The organism is Raoultella sp. (assembly GCF_039594335.1).
Taxonomy (GTDB): domain Bacteria; phylum Pseudomonadota; class Gammaproteobacteria; order Enterobacterales; family Enterobacteriaceae; genus Klebsiella.
The window spans coordinates 1-15,823 of record NZ_JBCNNS010000056.1; the positions used below are offsets into that span (position 1 = coordinate 1).

General features: G+C 55.5%; 18 protein-coding genes and 1 pseudogene. 7 read left to right on the forward strand and 12 right to left on the reverse strand.

All coding sequences use genetic code 11. The features are described from left to right. Window positions 1–239 precede the first annotated feature (239 nt). Window positions 240–515 (forward strand): YdgH/BhsA/McbA family protein, encoded by a 276-nt coding sequence (locus ACZAHD_RS11880; RefSeq protein WP_462456953.1) that lies wholly within the window; start codon window positions 240–242, stop codon window positions 513–515. 98 nt (window positions 516–613) lie between these two features. Then, window positions 614–703: pseudogene (locus tag ACZAHD_RS11885) on the forward strand (hypothetical protein); the annotation flags it as partial. A gap of 78 nt (window positions 704–781) precedes the next feature. Here the strand turns inward: ACZAHD_RS11885 and ACZAHD_RS11890 are convergent. The 6 genes from ACZAHD_RS11890 to ulaA are packed head-to-tail and all read right to left on the reverse strand — an operon-like array spanning window position 782 to window position 5,191. Beyond that, complete coding sequence (locus ACZAHD_RS11890; protein ID WP_462456954.1) at window positions 782–1,468, reverse strand: L-ribulose-5-phosphate 4-epimerase; 687 nt, start codon at window positions 1,466–1,468, stop codon at window positions 782–784. Next, on the reverse strand, window positions 1,468–2,322 hold the full coding sequence (locus ACZAHD_RS11895) for an L-ribulose-5-phosphate 3-epimerase (protein WP_462456955.1): 855 nt from the start codon (window positions 2,320–2,322) through the stop codon (window positions 1,468–1,470). The genes ACZAHD_RS11890 and ACZAHD_RS11895 overlap by 1 nt, the downstream gene beginning before the upstream one ends. 9 nt (window positions 2,323–2,331) lie before the next feature. Further along, on the reverse strand, window positions 2,332–2,982 hold the full coding sequence (locus tag ACZAHD_RS11900; protein ID WP_462456956.1) for a 3-keto-L-gulonate-6-phosphate decarboxylase UlaD: 651 nt from the start codon (window positions 2,980–2,982) through the stop codon (window positions 2,332–2,334). Window positions 2,983–2,995: 13 nt separating this feature from the next. Continuing rightward, window positions 2,996–3,463, reverse strand: a complete 468-nt coding sequence (gene ulaC / locus ACZAHD_RS11905) for a PTS ascorbate transporter subunit IIA (protein WP_462456957.1) — start codon at window positions 3,461–3,463, stop codon at window positions 2,996–2,998. Between the two features lie 9 nt (window positions 3,464–3,472). Then, the gene (gene ulaB / locus ACZAHD_RS11910) at window positions 3,473–3,778 is read right to left on the reverse strand and encodes a PTS ascorbate transporter subunit IIB (protein ID WP_462456958.1); all 306 of its coding nucleotides are present in this window, start codon (window positions 3,776–3,778) and stop codon (window positions 3,473–3,475) included. 12 nt (window positions 3,779–3,790) lie between these two features. After that, window positions 3,791–5,191, reverse strand: coding sequence for a PTS ascorbate transporter subunit IIC (gene ulaA, locus ACZAHD_RS11915; RefSeq protein ID WP_462456959.1), 1,401 nt, complete (start codon window positions 5,189–5,191; stop codon window positions 3,791–3,793). A 365-nt stretch (window positions 5,192–5,556) separates the two neighbouring features. Here ulaA and ulaG point away from each other — a divergent pair, with 365 nt between their 5' ends. Together ulaG and ulaR are read left to right on the forward strand one after the other, a co-directional pair. Next, complete coding sequence (ulaG, locus tag ACZAHD_RS11920; protein ID WP_462456960.1) at window positions 5,557–6,621, forward strand: L-ascorbate 6-phosphate lactonase; 1,065 nt, start codon at window positions 5,557–5,559, stop codon at window positions 6,619–6,621. Window positions 6,622–6,738: 117 nt separating this feature from the next. Beyond that, window positions 6,739–7,494 (forward strand): HTH-type transcriptional regulator UlaR, encoded by a 756-nt coding sequence (gene ulaR, locus ACZAHD_RS11925; protein ID WP_462456961.1) that lies wholly within the window; start codon window positions 6,739–6,741, stop codon window positions 7,492–7,494. On the opposite strand, the gene yjfP is transcribed toward ulaR, so the two are convergent. Then, entirely contained in the window at window positions 7,491–8,207 is a 717-nt protein-coding gene (gene yjfP, locus ACZAHD_RS11930; protein WP_462456962.1) for an esterase, read from the reverse strand. The genes ulaR and yjfP overlap by 4 nt on opposite strands. 209 nt (window positions 8,208–8,416) lie before the next feature. On the opposite strand from yjfP, the gene bsmA reads away from it, so the two are divergent. Together bsmA and yjfN are read left to right on the forward strand one after the other, a co-directional pair. Then, window positions 8,417–8,725 carry a biofilm peroxide resistance protein BsmA gene (bsmA, locus tag ACZAHD_RS11935; RefSeq protein WP_462456963.1) on the forward strand — a complete coding sequence of 103 codons (309 nt, stop codon included), beginning with the start codon at window positions 8,417–8,419 and terminating at the stop codon, window positions 8,723–8,725. Window positions 8,726–8,863: 138 nt separating this feature from the next. Next, window positions 8,864–9,139 (forward strand): DUF1471 family protease activator YjfN, encoded by a 276-nt coding sequence (gene yjfN, locus ACZAHD_RS11940; protein WP_434648664.1) that lies wholly within the window; start codon window positions 8,864–8,866, stop codon window positions 9,137–9,139. Here the strand turns inward: yjfN and ACZAHD_RS11945 are convergent. Beyond that, window positions 9,130–10,767: an isovaleryl-CoA dehydrogenase gene (locus ACZAHD_RS11945; RefSeq protein WP_462456964.1), complete on the reverse strand. Its 1,638-nt coding sequence runs from the start codon at window positions 10,765–10,767 to the stop codon at window positions 9,130–9,132. The genes yjfN and ACZAHD_RS11945 overlap by 10 nt on opposite strands. Before the next feature lie 195 nt (window positions 10,768–10,962). Here ACZAHD_RS11945 and ACZAHD_RS11950 point away from each other — a divergent pair, with 195 nt between their 5' ends. Then, window positions 10,963–12,255, forward strand: a complete 1,293-nt coding sequence (locus ACZAHD_RS11950) for an MFS transporter (RefSeq protein WP_462456965.1) — start codon at window positions 10,963–10,965, stop codon at window positions 12,253–12,255. An 80-nt stretch (window positions 12,256–12,335) separates the two neighbouring features. Here ACZAHD_RS11950 and rlmB read toward each other — a convergent pair whose 3' ends face one another. From rlmB to ACZAHD_RS11970, 4 genes are all read right to left on the reverse strand, one after another. Next, complete coding sequence (rlmB, locus tag ACZAHD_RS11955; RefSeq protein ID WP_462456966.1) at window positions 12,336–13,067, reverse strand: 23S rRNA (guanosine(2251)-2'-O)-methyltransferase RlmB; 732 nt, start codon at window positions 13,065–13,067, stop codon at window positions 12,336–12,338. A gap of 133 nt (window positions 13,068–13,200) precedes the next feature. Beyond that, window positions 13,201–13,977, reverse strand: coding sequence for an ABC transporter ATP-binding protein (locus ACZAHD_RS11960; RefSeq protein ID WP_462456967.1), 777 nt, complete (start codon window positions 13,975–13,977; stop codon window positions 13,201–13,203). Continuing rightward, window positions 13,977–14,747 carry an ABC transporter permease gene (locus ACZAHD_RS11965; RefSeq protein ID WP_462456968.1) on the reverse strand — a complete coding sequence of 257 codons (771 nt, stop codon included), beginning with the start codon at window positions 14,745–14,747 and terminating at the stop codon, window positions 13,977–13,979. The genes ACZAHD_RS11960 and ACZAHD_RS11965 overlap by 1 nt, the downstream gene beginning before the upstream one ends. Further along, entirely contained in the window at window positions 14,744–15,751 is a 1,008-nt protein-coding gene (locus ACZAHD_RS11970; RefSeq protein WP_462456969.1) for a taurine ABC transporter substrate-binding protein, read from the reverse strand. The genes ACZAHD_RS11965 and ACZAHD_RS11970 overlap by 4 nt, the downstream gene beginning before the upstream one ends. Between the last annotated feature and the right edge of the window lie 72 nt (window positions 15,752–15,823).

Below are 15,823 nucleotides of genomic sequence, written 5' to 3' on the forward strand. Positions count from 1 at the left end.
TCGCCGCCCCTTTAAGACAAGCGAATTGCGCAAATAATTCGCACTAACGGTAAAGCCGCGCTAAGTCAGTGATTTAAAATTAATCAACGACACCAGCGGCACTTTTTTGAACAACATCATCAGAAATGGTCACGGTAGCCACGGTAGCCGGAGATTACACTGATATCAGAGCTATCGATAACCCAGGAGGATCCCGTATTTAACGCAGCATGGTCGACAGAACGTCAGGAGCGTAGAGTATGAAATACATCATTATTGCCGCTATGGCTGCGCTTTTACTGAGTGCCAACGCGCTCGCAGCCATCAAGATCGATGGACGCCAGGCACGCAATATGGACGATGTGCAGAGTCTGGGCGTTATCTATATCAACCATAATATGGCGACTGAGCAAGAGGCCGAACGGGCACTTAATCAGTTGAGCGATGCGCAAGGCGCAAAATATTTTCAACCGATCCTGATTCACGAACCGGAGAGCAACGGCGTGATTCATGCCAGCGCAGCCATTTATCGCTAATCCTCTCTTTGACTTCGCCCGATAATCAGGGCGAAGTCTTAATGCAGTTGAAGGTGTTTTCCGGCGTCATCAGCGATTATGTCGGCAAGCGTAAAGGGCTGGCGCTAAGCAGCCACTGGGACCCGCTTTTAGCTGGCGTCGCGCTGTGGGGCATTCATCTGGGCATGACGCAGGGTCTGCTGGCGGCTTACTAACAACAGTAAAAATGGCTCCGGAGCAGACCGGTTGATTCATCCTAAAGATGAAATGCTCCGGAGCACCTGATTTCACTTTTGCCCGTAGTAGGCATCTGGCCCGTGCTTGCGCATAAAGTGTTTGTCCATTAGCCAGCTATCGATGGGCTTCAACTGCGGGTTGATCGCGCGTGCAATCCACGCCATCCGTGCCACCTCTTCCATCACCACCGCGTTGTGCACAGCATCGTGCGCATCTTTACCCCAGGCAAAAGGCCCGTGCTGATAGACCACCATTCCCGGCATCTGCAGCGGCTCAACATCACCCAGCGTTTCGATAATCACATGGCCGGTGTTCAGTTCATAAGCCTCTTCCACTTCCCGGACGCTTAACGCCCGGGTGCAGGGGATATCGCCAAAGAAGTAGTCCGCATGGGTCGTCCCCAGCGCGGGAATGGCCAGACCCGCCTGCGCCCAGGCCGTCGCGTGCGTTGAGTGGGTATGCACCACGCCTCCCAGGTTCGGATAGCGGCAATACAGCGCCAGATGCGTGGCGGTATCAGAAGAGGGACGATACCGCCCCTCTACCACGTTACCCTCAAGATCCACGACCACCATATCATCCGCTTTCATGGTCTCGTAGGCGACGCCGCTGGGCTTAATCACCACCAACCCGCGTTCACGGTCGATAGCACTGACGTTACCCCAGGTAAAAGTGACCAGGCCGTAGCGCGGCAAATCCATATTGGCTTCAAAAACTTGCTGTTTTAGCGCTTGCATTATGCCGCCTCCACCAGACCTGCGCTGACCATCCGCGCCTTCACCCAATCGCGTGCTTTCGCGACTTCAGCGGCCGGATCGGTGGTCGTTTCGCTCCACATCTCAATCAGATAAGGGCCGCAGTAGCCGGTTTGTTTGAGCGTCGCGAAACAGCGCTCAAAATCCACGATTCCTTCGCCGAACGGCACATTTTTAAACATGCCAGGTTTCGTGTCCTTCACATGTACCGCCACGATATGCCCCATCCCGGCCTGAAGCTCCATCTGCACATCGTTATCCCAAGCGGACAGGTTGCCGATATCCGGATAGAGCTGGAACCACGGATTATTCAGATAATGGGCATAGCCCAGCGCCTTGCTGATCGAGTTCATCAGCGGGTAGTCCATGATTTCCATCGCCAGTGTGACCTGCGCGCGACTCGCCATTTCGACGCTCTCTTTTAGCCCGTCGCGGAAACGACGGCGCGTCTCGTTGTTGGGTTCCTGGTAGTAAACGTCGTACCCCGCCAGTTGGATAACGCGAATACCCACATCCTGCGCCAGCCGAATTGCTTTGCGCATAATCTCCAGACCCTGCGCCCGTACCGCGTCGTCTTCGCTGCCAAGCGGAAAGCGCCGATGGGCGCTCAGGCACATAGAGGGAACGCGCACTCCGGTTTCCGCAATTGCGTTGACCAGCGCCAGGCGCTGCTCCCGACTCCAGTCAAGCCGCGCCAGGCGGGCGTCTGTTTCATCTACCGACATTTCGACGAAATCAAAGCCGAGCTCTTTAGCCAGTTGCAGGCGTTCCAGCCAGCCTTCCCCGGCGGGGAGGGCCTTTTCATAGATGCCGAGCGGAATGTGTTTCGACAGCATAGCCGCTCCTTATCCCCACAGTTGAGCGATAGAACGTTTGAATTGCCGGGCGGCTTCCACAGGAGAAGCAGCGTCGCGAATACTACGACCGGCGATAAAGACATGAACTGGAATACCTTTGAACAGTGGCAAATCCTCCAGTGCCAGGCCACCGGTGACGGTGACCTTAAAGCCCATATCGGACAAGCGTTTGATAGCACTGATGTCCGCCTCGCTCCACGCCACGCCAGCCGCCTGGGCATCACGGCTACGGTGATAAACCACCTGCTGAATGCCCGCTTCGCGCCACTCCTGTGCCTGCACCCAGGTCCAGTAGCCCGTCAGTTCGATCTGTACATCGCCGTTGAACTCTTTCGCCACCTCCAGTGCGCCTTTGGTGGTGTTGATGTCCGCGCAACAGATCACGGTCACCCAGTCAGCATTGGCTTCAAAACACATGCGGGAGAGAATTTTACCGGCATCAGCGATTTTGGCGTCCGCCAGCACGATTTTATTGGGATAGAGCGCCTTCAGATCGCGAACGGCGCGTACGCCTTCAGCCACACAAAGAATGGTACCGACTTCAATAATATCCACTTCATCGGCTATCAGACGCGTCGTTTCATACGCGGAAGACATGGATTGGTTATCCAGCGCAACCTGCAACATAGGTAATGACATTTTGCGATTCCTTTTAAACGGTCGCCGCAGTGGCGTTATCAATTAAATCCAGCACTTCCTGCGCAGTTCTGCAGGCGCGTAAACGGTCAAAATTGGCTTCATCTTCAAACAGATTGACGATCTGCATGATGCCGACTTCCTGATGGGTATTGGCATCCACGGCCGCCATGGTGATCAGGATATCAACCGGATCGTTATCCTCATGATTGAAAATCAGCGGCGTTTTCAGCGTGACCAGCGCAAAGCCCGTTTTCTTAACCCCCTCTTCCGGGCGACCGTGCGGCATCGCCAGACCGGGGGCAATCACAAAATAGGGGCCGTGCTGAGCTACGCCATCCAGAATGGCCTGGTAGTAGCGCGGCTCTACGACATCCGCTTTTACCAGTAAATCAACGCTTAGCTTTACGGCTTCCTGCCAGGTGCTGGCGTCGGCCTGTAGTAAGATGGAGTTATTCTCCACCAGCGAATCGCGTAATTTCATTTGGTCTCCTTACTTCACATCCTGCGGGAAGTGCGCTTTGATCACTTCCAGCAGTTTTGGGCCAAAATCCGCGGGCGAGAGCATGTTGCGCACGCCAATCACGTATTTATTGCCGGTGACACTAATCTCACCGGCGATATGGGTGGAGGCGATGATGATGTCCGCGCCGTTCAATTCACTTTTGTATTCCCCCACCGCGCAGCTGTTCACTGTGTGATCGATATTTGACTGGGTCAAAAACTGGTCCACCTTCATCTTCATGATCATGGAACTTCCTTGCCCGTTGCCACATACAGCCAGAATACGTACGGTCATAGTCAAAACTCCTTATTGAGTAGAAGCATCTGCCAGTTGTTTTTCCGCATCCTCTTCAGCACGCAGCGTCCGCCCTGCGAAGAACATATAAGCCAGTGCAATAATGATGATGACGGCCATAAACGCGAGACCGATGGAGGCAAAGCCTTGCATCATCGGCGGTGCCAGAATCGACCAGTCAGCCATGCCCATCCAGGCGCTCATACCGGTCAGTTTCACTGCCCAAACGCAGCCAAAGATTTCAATCATCCCCATCACCAGACAAATCTTCAGCGCCGCGCGCCAGCCACCAAAGTGGTTAGCAAAGACGCCAATGGTGGCGTTCGAGAAGAACATCGGAATAAAACCCGGAATAATCAGAATGGAAGAACCAAAGCCCACCAGAATACCGACGGCAATCAGTTGGCCGATGGTGCCCCACATAAAGCCCCAGACGACGGCGTTTGGGGCAAAGCTATAAATCGCGGCACAGTCAATCGCCAGTACGGCGCCGGGAATCAGGCGCTGGGAGATACCGTTGAACGCTTCAGAAAGTTCGGCAACAAACATGCGCACGCCCTGGGTGATAATGAAAATAGCGACGGCGAATGAGAAGCCCGTTTGCAGGATATAGACCGTCCAGTGGGTGTTACCCGCCATCACCTGTACGGTGTCGATGCCGAAGGAGAGCAAAATCGCGCCGAAGAAAATGGTCATCACGATGGCCGTGGAGACAATGTTGTCGTGGAAGATGTTCAGCCAGCCTGGCAGCTTAAGATCCTCAACGCTCTCCTCTTTTTTCCCCAGATACGGCGCAATCTTATAAGCAATCCACGAGGCAAACTGCTGCTGGTGTCCGATGGAGAAGCCGCAGCCGTCGGTCACTTCCTGGGTCGGCTTGTACATCATGTTGGAGGTAATGCCCCAATAGAGCGACACCAGCACCGCCGTGCAGATAATGGTCGTCCACATCGGGTAGCCGAAGATATAGAAAGAGACGGCAATCAGCCCCGCCTGCTGGAACATGATGTGTCCGGTCAGCATGATGGTACGAATACCGGTAATGCGCCGCAGCAGGACGTAGCAAATATTCAGCGCCAGAGCTAACAGCACGGCATAGCCCACCCAGCTGTAGGCCTCTCCCATTCGTTCAATGGTTGCCATCATGGAAGCGTAGGTATCGGAGATCGCGCCGTTGATGCCGTAAACCTCTGACATTTTCGCCACCACGGGTTTAAAAGTGCTGGTCAGAATGCCGGACCCGGCCTGTAACAGCATAAAACCGATAATGGTTTTAATCGTCCCTTTAACAATAACGCTGGCACTTTTGCGCAGCAGGATATAGCCCAGGCAGGTCACAATACCCAGCAGCAGCGGGGCGTTGGTCATAACCTGGTTAAAGAACACGGTAAAGATGTGGTAGAGAATCTCCATAACACACTCCAGAAGGTGGACGTTCCAGAACGCACGCTACGCCCAGGTTGGTTGTTTCGATTACTCTAATAATCAAAAGTAATCACAACAAGATTGTATTTGATTAAATGTGACACACGCCGCAAATAATCTTTCAATCCGCTATTGTATTAATCCTCACCACCATAAAATAAAAAATAACCAATATAAATCAAATAAATAACATAAAAAAAGCATCATAAATCACGCATATATCTCCCTTTAACCCTCAGTGTAACTGTTTGAGATGGCAAAATTCAGGATTGCAATCCTGAATAAACGGTGTCAGTATTTATCAAAACAAATCACAATTTGATTATTTTTGATTGTACGCGAGAGGAAAATCAATGAGTAAAGTACAAACCATTACCCGCGAATCATGGATCCTCAACACTTTCCCGGAGTGGGGCAGCTGGCTGAATGAAGAAATTGAGCAAGAGCAGGTTGCACCAGGCACCTTTGCCATGTGGTGGTTAGGTTGTACGGGCATCTGGCTGAAATCCGAAGGCGGAGCCAATATCTGCGTTGATTTCTGGTGCGGTACTGGCAAACAAAGCCACGGCAATCTCCAGATGAAAACGGGTCATCAGATGCAGCGCATGGCGGGCGTGAAAAAACTTCAGCCAAATCTGCGTACGACTCCGTTTGTTCTGGATCCGTTCGCTATTCGCCAGATCGATGCCGTGCTGTCGACCCACGATCATAACGATCACATTGATGTGAACGTGGCTGCTGCGGTCATGCAGAACTGCGCCGAGAACGTGCCGTTTATCGGCCCGCAAACCTGTGTCGATCTGTGGATGGGCTGGGGGGTACCGAAAGAGCGCTGCATCGTGATGAAACCGGGTGATGTGGTGAAAATCAAGGATATTGAAATCCATGCGCTCGACGCTTTTGACCGTACCGCTCTCATCACCTTACCCGCGGATCAAAAAGCCGCGGGCGTACTGCCAGACGGGATGGATCAGCGCGCGGTGAACTACTTGTTCAAAACACCGGGCGGCAACCTGTACCACAGCGGGGATTCTCACTACTCTAACTATTACGCGAAGCATGGGAACGAACACCAGATCGACGTGGCTCTGGGCTCCTATGGCGAGAACCCGCGCGGCATTACCGACAAAATGACCAGCGCCGATATCCTGCGCATGGCCGAGTCGCTGAATACCAAAGTGGTGATCCCGTTCCATCACGATATCTGGTCAAACTTCCAGGCTGATCCGCAGGAAATCCGCGTTCTGTGGGAAATGAAAAAAGACCGCCTGAAGTATGGCTTTAAGCCTTTTATCTGGCAGGTCGGCGGGAAGTTCACCTGGCCGCTGGATAAAGACAACTTCGAATACCACTATCCGCGCGGATTCGATGACTGCTTCACTATGGAACCGGATCTGCCCTTTAAGTCCTTCCTTTAAGCCAGCTCCGGAGAGCGGTCATCATTGACCGCTCGCCGGAAATTATCCCCCCGGCATTAGTATTTTCACCTGATTTCAAATATCATCTTTGCTTATCACTTTTAATCGGATTTGCTCATGACGGAAGCGCAAAGACATCAAATTTTACTGGATTTGCTGGCACAATCGGGATTTGTCACCGTTGAGCAGGTGATTTCCCGGCTGGGAATTTCTCCGGCGACGGCACGACGTGATATCAATAAACTCGACGAAAGCGGCAAGCTGAAAAAAGTCCGCAATGGCGCAGAAGCCGTCAGTGAACAGCGCCCACGCTGGTCACCGATGAACATTCATCAGGCGCAAAACCATGATGAGAAGGTACGAATTGCACGTGCGGCTTCGCAACTGGTGAATCCCGGCGAAAGCATTGTCATCAACTGCGGCTCTACCGCCTTTCTGCTTGGGCAGGAACTCTGCGGTAAACCTGTACAGATCATTACTAACTACCTGCCGCTGGCCAATTACCTGATCGATCAGGAACATGACAGCGTGATCATTATGGGCGGGCAGTATAACCGCAGCCACTCCATCACCCTGAGTCCACAGGGCAGCGAAAACAGCCTTTATGCCGGGCACTGGATGTTTACCAGCGGCAAAGGGCTGACCGCCGAAGGGCTGTATAAAACCGATATGCTGACGGCGATGGCGGAGCAAAAAATGCTTAACGTCGTCGGTAAACTCGCGGTGCTGGTCGATAGCAGCAAAGTGGGCGAACGTGCCGGAATGCTGTTCAGCCAGGCCGGGCAAATTGACCTGGTGATTACCGGAAAACAGGCGGATGAAGCGATCCTCAAGCAGCTTGAGGATCACGGTGTTCAGGTGATTCGCGTTTAAAGGTGACGTTGAAAAAACGCCACCGTCGTCGCTAACGCCTCCGGCGTTATCCGGTGGCGAACCCCTTTTTGCCAGACGCAGGTCAGGTGAGTATCCAGACCGTTTTGCCGCAGCCCCTGCTGGAGCCGGAACGAGTCATCTGGTGGAACCACATCGTCTTCATCGCCGTGCCAGAGCAAGAGCGGTCGGTTAGCCAGGGGGTTGAGCTGCCGGGTGACATCCCATTCAGCCAGCTGTTCTCCACTGACGCCGGGCGAAGGGAACAGACTCTGTGACAGCGATGTAAAATAGCCGGAGCCCATCAGGCAGGCCACGCTTTTTATATCGGGATGATGGGTCATCATCCCCAACGCCGTCATGCCGCCCATCGATGCTCCGGCGACCGCCAGCCTCCCCCCTTCAACCCACCCCTGGCCGATAACTGCCTCGCGCAAGGCCGGAAACTCAGCAAAATTTTGCAGTAAAATCGGCCAGAAACGCTGCATCCGTCCGTGTTCATCGCCATCGTAACGTGCGCCATGCTCCGGTGCATCGGGCATAATGACCCGAAACCCGGCTTCCGCCAGCGCCACGGCGAAGTAGCTATACACCAGCTTCGAGGAGGTAAAACCGTGATAAAATATGATACAGGGCAACGGCTTATCCAGCGCATATTGCGGGCAGGCGTGGAGCACTTCCCCCCCCGCCAGACGACGTATTTCGAGCGCAATCATTGACTATCTCCTTTCACTCAGGTCGCGGTGTGTCATGGGCTGATATATTCAGCAAGAAACCAGGTTCACCATGATTCATAATGTTGAGAACTCGGTTACGCTTTCACGATATTTTCATTCGAAAATCGCGTCAGAGATAACACTTCGGGAACATTCCCCGGAAATGACATTCAGGCTACCACTACACTATGACTATCAGGAAACGAGATATGGTTATGCGCAGGTTAACACCGTGGTTTCTGGCTATCGCACTGAGCGGTTGTAGTGCCCTGCAGGGGACGCCAGAAGCACCGCCACCCGCAACCGACCATCCGCAAGAGATTCACCGTAACCAGGCGACAGGGCTACAGAAAATGGGAACGGTGAGCGTGTTGATGTACGGTTCGCCGATGGATGTCGAAGCGGCGTTGAAATCGAAGGCAGAAACGGCTAAAGCGGATTACTACGTCATCATCATGATCGATGACACCATGGTTCCCGGCCAGTGGTATTCGCAAGCGATTCTGTACCGTAAATAGCGGTACACCGTCTTTTAGCCAGCTTTACACTGCTTTGCGTCCATTCACGTTCTCCTGTGCATAATAACGTTCGGCCAGCCAACCTGGCAGGACGTTAGCAACGGACTGCCCTCGGGACTACGTGAAATGGAGCTGACGATGAAACGATCTTTTACCTTACCCGCTTTGCTGCTGACCACAGCGACAGCAAACACCTCCGCGCAGTCGGCGGAATTCGCCAGCGCGGACTGCGTCACCGGCCTGAATGAAATTGGCCTGATCTCCGTCAATAATATTGCCGGCAGCCAGCAGGACGTCGAGCACGCCATCGCCGTAAAGGCCGATGAACAAGGCGCGTCCTGGTATCGTATCGTACAGATGTACGAGGAGCAGCAGCCGGATAACTGGCGAGTCCAGGCCATTCTTTACGCCTGAGGTGCCTGGCGTCCACGCCCCATCGCTCGTAGCAGCAAATCTTCCAGCGTCGGCTCATCCAGCCGCATACCGCCGCGCGTGTCAAGCATCATACGACACCAGGCCTCCGCCAGCGGCGGCGAAGCGTAGCGTAGCATCTGCGCCCCGACGCCGAGCATATAAACCCGGCGGGCAATCTCTCTGCCCTGCTCTTCCGCTGGTCGCCGTAGCAGCTGTTGCAACTGTCGCCACGTACGATCGAAATGGCGGTTTTGCCCCTTAACCTCTGCGCACTCCGCCGCCAACAGCTCCAGCGCTGCCGGATGTTTACCCAGCACCCGCATCACGTCCAGACACATGATATTGCCAGAGCCTTCCCAAATACTATTGACAGGCATCTCACGATACAGGCGCGGCAGCTCACTCTCTTCACAGTAGCCAATACCGCCCAGCACCTCCATCGCCTCGGCAACAAACGGGATCCCGGATTTGCAGATGGTAAACTTCGCCGCCGGCGTAAATAAGCGAGCCCAGAGGACCTCTCTGGCGTCATTGCGACTATCCCACGCCCGCGCCAGACGGAACAGAAAGGCGGTCTGCCCTTCAAGGCGCAGCGCCATCTGGCCCAGCACCTGACGCATCATCGGCTGATCGACCAGATTCTTACCGAATGCCTGGCGCTGCAACGCATGATAGAGCGCCACCGAATAGGCCCGACGCATTAATGCGTGGCTGCCGATCGCGCAGTCGAAACGGGTGAGCCCGCCCATTTTGAGTATTTGCCGAACGCCATCGCCCTCTTCACCCACCAGCCAACCGCGGGCTTCAAAGAACTCGACTTCACTGCTGGCATTCGAACGGTTGCCCAGCTTATCTTTCAGCCGCTCCAGATGCAGGGCATTGCGCTGCCCATCGGGAAGCAGACGAGGCACAAAAAAGCAGGAGAGACCTTGCGCCGCCTGAGCGAGGACCAGGTGCGCATCGCTTTGCGGAACCGAGAAAAACCATTTATGACCGACCAGATGATAAAAGCCTTCGGCGGTTTTTTCCGCCCGGGTGGTATTGATCAAGACGTCAGACCCACCCTGTTTTTCCGTCATCCCCATGCCAATTAACACCCCACGTTTCTGAGCGCCCGGCGCCAGATGCGGATCGTAGCGGTCACTCAGCAAGGGAGACAGCCAGTCGCTAAAAGGTTTGGGGAGCGCCTGCTGTAACAGTGGCGTAGCCGCAAAGGTCATGGTTATCGGACACAAAGTCCCCGCTTCCACCTGCGCATGCAGCATAAAGCGGGCGGCGCGCGCAACAAAGGCGCCCGCGCGGGCATCCTCCTGCCAGGCCAGATTATGCACCCGGTTGGCGCACAGCCCCTGCATCAATAAGTGCCAGGCAGGGTGAAACCGGACATCATCAAGCCGGGTACCGGTTGCATCGTAGCGCAGCAATTCCGGCGGATTAGTGTTCGCCAGCCTCCCCAGCTCCAGCGACTCCGCCGCCCCCAGTTGCTGGCCGATACTGGCCAGTAAATCACTGTCCCATCCAGCCCCTTCACGCGCCACGGCTTCACGCAGCGCGCTATCCGACAGAAATAAATTGCTGTTCATCAGCGGCGCAGGCTGATTGAACACGGTATGCGTTTGCCAGGCCATACTGTCTCCTTACGTCATTGGCATTATTATTCAGTATGGCTACGCTCGCGGGACATCGCTCGCGAGTCCGGTCACAAAAAACCATCTCCCCCTTCGTGAAGCCCATCACAGCCACAAGAATTTTAAATTTCATAAGAGGAAATGTATGGAATAGTTTATTCATTTGTGACTTTTTTGCTCATGTCAGGATGATTTATGCAGACCGTAACAACGACAATGGGCGCACATAAACGCGCGCTGATCGCCGGCTCTATCGGCAACTTTATTGAATGGTACGAGTTCGCGGTATATGGCTTTCTGGCGACGGTTATCGCCCGCAACTTCTTTCAGCTTGCAGGGGAAGCGCCGCTGACGGGTCTGATCCTGACCTATGCTTCGTTCGCTATCGCGTTCTTCTTCCGCCCTCTAGGCGCCATTATTTTTGGCCGGATCGGCGATCGTATTGGCCGTAAACCCACGCTGATTATCGTGCTGGTAATGATGACCCTGGCGACGACGGCCATTGGCCTGGTGCCGGTTTATGCCAGTATCGGGCTTGCCGCGCCGTTGATTCTGACAGGACTGCGCATTCTTCAGGGCCTGTTTGCCGGCGGCGAATATGGCGGCGCGGTGTCACTGATGACCGAGTTCGCCCCACGCGGGAAACGCGGGCTGTATGGCGCCTGGCAATCCTTTACCGTGGCTTTAGGGCTGCTGGCTGGGGCGGGCATCGTGGCTTTGATTTCAGCTGTTCTGAGCCCGGAGCAGCTGTACGCCTGGGGCTGGCGCCTCCCCTTCTTCCTCGCCATACCGATGGGAGGCGTGGCGCTCTGGCTACGGATGAAGATGGAGGAGACGCCGGGCTTTCTCCGCCAGCAGCGACAGCAGCATCCACAGCCTGCGGCGAACTTCGGCCGGACGCTGAAGGCCATTCTGACCGGCATTGGCCGCCTGATGGTCTGGTCCGCTGCGGGTTACACCTATCTGGTGATTATGCCCGCCTACCTACAATCCTCGCTGCATACCGGTTTTCATCAGGCGTTGCTGATTGCGGTGATCTCCAATATTGGTTTCGCTGTGACGATTCTGCCCGCCGGGATGCTCAGCGATAAATGGGGGCGCCGCAACGTGATGGTGATTGCCGCGGTGTTGCTGCTTATCCTGGCGCTCCCGCTGCTGAAAATTCTGCAGGCGGAATCCAGCACGTTGCTGGTAAAAGCGCTGGTCGTGTTGATGGCCGGGGGATTAGTCGGCATGCTGGCGGGCCCAGGACCCGCGATGCTGTCAGAGATGTTCCCGACCAAAGTACGTTACACCGGGCTTGGGCTGGCGTATTCACTGTCGAACGCGATTTTCTCGGGATGTGCAGGGCTGATTATCACCGGTCTGATTAAGCAGACAGGGAACCTCGATATTCCGGCTTATTACGTGATGGCAACGGCGGTGGTGAGTATTTTCGCGCTGATGACGCTGAAGAGAAACGACCATCTGCGGTCGCTGGATGAGTGACAAATTGCCCGGCAGTACAAGCTTGCCGGGCCTACGGTTCTGTAGAGCGGGTAAGGCGCAGCCGCCACCCGGCAAACATATCAGCTACGCTGGCGCACCGCTTCAAACAAACAAATCCCGGTCGCGACAGAAACGTTCAGTGAAGAGACGCTGCCAGCCATTGGAATACTGATTAACTCATCGCAGTGTTCGCGGGTCAGGCGACGCATCCCTTCACCTTCCGCCCCCATGACCAGCGCCATCGGGCCGGTCATTTTGCTCTGGAACAGCGTATGGTCCGCTTCACCCGCGGTGCCGACGATCCAGACATTCTCTTCCCGCAGCAGGCGCATAGTGCGCGCAAGGTTGGTGACGCGGATCAGCGGGACACTTTCCGCCGCGCCGCAGGCGACTTTTTTCGCTGTCGCGTTCAACTGGGCGGAACGGTCACGCGGGACAATCACCGCATGTACGCCAGCCGCGTCGGCACTACGCAGACAGGCACCGAGGTTGTGCGGATCGGTGACACCATCGAGGATCAGCAAGAACGGCTGCTCAAGCGAGGCAAGCAGATCCGGGAGATCGTTCTCCTGATACTGACGCCCCGGCTTCACCCGGGCAATAATCCCCTGATGCACGGCACCTTCGCTTTTCTCGTCCAGAAACTGACGGTTAGCCACCTGAATCACCACGCCCTGCGCTTCCAGAGCATGAATCAGCGGCAGCAGGCGTTTATCCTCGCGGCCTTTCAGAATATAAACTTCCTGAAAACGCTCTGGAGCGCGCTCAAGCAGGGCCTGCACCGCGTGGATGCCGTAAATCATTTCACTCATTAAAGGTACTCATCTGGGGCGGTATGCGCCGGGTTAATTGGGCCGTGAACCACTTCACTTGCGCCTATTATAACCGACATAGCGTTCAAATCGACTCTTGTCCGATTAAACTGCCCGCCGCCGGGAGTCGCGTTTAACCTAAATGCCGTTTTGCCTCCTGGCGTACCCGGTGCAAAACGTGATGCTTAATCTCGCTGTAGTGCGGATGTTCGGCCAGGGTTTCGATATCCCGCTCGCGGCCAAAGGGCAAGACAATCTCTTCGACGATTTTTCCCGGCTTCGCTGACATAATCAGAATACGGTCGGCGAGGAACAACGCCTCTTCGACATCGTGGGTCACAAACAGCAGCGTGGTCCCGGTCGCCAGCCAGGCCTCGCGCAGCAGTTCCTGCATCATCAGCCGGGTTTGTGCATCCAGCGCGCCGAAAGGTTCATCCAGCAGCAGCACTTCCGGGCCGGGCAGCCAGGCCCGCGCCAGCGCCACACGTTGTTTCATGCCGCCGGAGAGCTGCCAGGGAGCATGATGTTCAAACCCTTTCAGGCCCACACGCCCCAACCAGTCCAGCGCTCGCACATTGACCTCTTGTTTGCGGTATTTTCCCAGTCGCGGGCCAAAGGTGACATTCTCCAGCACCGACAGCCACGGGAACAGATTCGGCTGCTGGAAAATCATGCCGCGATCTGACCCCGGCGCACGCACCGGTTTGCCACCCGCCGCCACGCGACCTCGGTCTGGTTGGGTAAACCCGGCGACCAGGTTGAGAATGGTGGATTTCCCGCAGCCCGAAGGGCCCAGCAGGACGACAAACTCCCCTTTTTTCAGCGACAGGCTGATATCCTCGAGCACCGTGAACGGTTGCGGCCTGGCCGCAAAAGAGAGCGAAACATTTTCCAGCGTGATGGCACTCATTATTCTTTCCCCGCCCAAGGCACAAACAGGCGCTGTAGCCCCAGCAGCAATAAATCCAGCAAATAGCCAATGCCGCCCAGCAGCAGAATGCCGAGCATGACGATATCGGTACGCAGATAGGCGCTGGCGTTAATCACCATCCAGCCGAGGCCCGAGCTGGCCGCCACCATCTCCGCCGCAATCAGCGAGGTCCAGCCGATACCGATCGACAGCCTGACGGTAGTGAAGAGATCGGGTAGCGCATCCGGCAACACCACCCGCAGGAAAATTTGCTTGCGCGAGGCGCCGAGAGTTTGCGCCACGCGAATGCGCGAGCGGCCAATACGCTCGACGGCGGCGGAGGCCCCGACCACCACGCTTAAAAAGGTGGCGATAAATATCAGGAAGAATTTGGACGCTTCGCCGATCCCCAGCCAGACCACGGCCAGCGGGATCAGGGCGATTTTGGGCAGCGGACGCAGAAACTGCACGAACGGGTTTAACACGGCGGCGAGGCCGTCCGACAGCCCCATCAGCAGTCCCAGCGGAATGCCGATGATAATCGCTACCGCAAAGGCGCTGAGGGCGCGCGCGCGGCTCACCGCGATATGCTCCCACAGCGGCACCTGACGATAGCCATCCGCCAGCAGCTCTTTGGTCGTGAGGCCGATATCCGTTAAGGAGGGCAGTAGCAGCGGGTCGACCCACTGCCGCATCGCCGCCACCTGCCAGACGATAAAGAAAACCGCCACCGAGACGATGCTGATAGCGATATGCTGACGCAATCTCATTGTGCGGCTACCGCCGCTTCGCGGATATAGCGTGAATCAATCGCGGTATCCCAGTTCGCCGGAATATCACGTTTGCGGATTTCGCCAATCCCCGCGAGGAAGCCAGAGGTTTTGCTCAGCGCTTTGCCGATACCGCTGTCGGAGGTTTGCGTCCCGTTACCCAGCCATGCCGCTGTCCCCTGCTGGCTCAGCGTGGGGTATTCCAGACCGCCAAGTGTATTCGCTGCGGTGGCCACCGGCGCGCCAACTTCTTTCGCCACGATCGCCGCCGCGCCCTCCGGGTCTCGCTTAAATTCGTCAACCTTTTGCTGGTGAACACGCAGGAAGGCGGTGATCACCTGTGGATATTGCTCGGCAAAGGCTTTACGCACCACGTAGTTGTTGTAAATCAGGTACCCATCCTTTTGCAGATCTTTGGTGGCGAAGACCTGGTGTCCGCCGGGGGACTCCAGCTCCTGGGCAAACGGCGCCCAGACATAACCGGCATCGATATCGCCGCGCTTCCAGGCAGCGACCATATCGGCCGGGCGCAGCGGCAGCAGGGTGATCTTGCTGCGATCCAGTTTGTTGACGTCGATGGCGGCTTCCAGGGCGTACTGCGCCGTCGAATTCGGCGGATAGGCCACGCGCTTGCCTTCAATATCTTTAATGCTGCTGATACCCTCTTTGCCAATCAGCCGTTCATAGCTGGCGATGACGCCGGAAACGCCAATAATCTCCACCGGCAGTTTTCTGACAATCCCCGCCGCTGCCGGGCTGGATCCGAAGTTAGCAATGTCGATCGCATTGCTGGCGAAATAATTTAATGCATCGGCACCGGAGGCAAACTGCACCCACTTCACTTTAGTGTTTAACGCTTTATCCAGAGAGCCGTCGGCCTTCGCCAGCATTAATACCTGAGAACCACCGCTATAAGCCACCCGGACTTCACCAGGCGCATCTGCAAAGCTGACATTGGCCCATAAGCTACCCGCTGCAAGGAATAAGCAGAGAATTTTTTTCATTATATTTACCCTTCGCAAATTCGGAAATTTCACGCCCGGTCAATAAGCGGGCTCAATCGTATTCAGTGATGT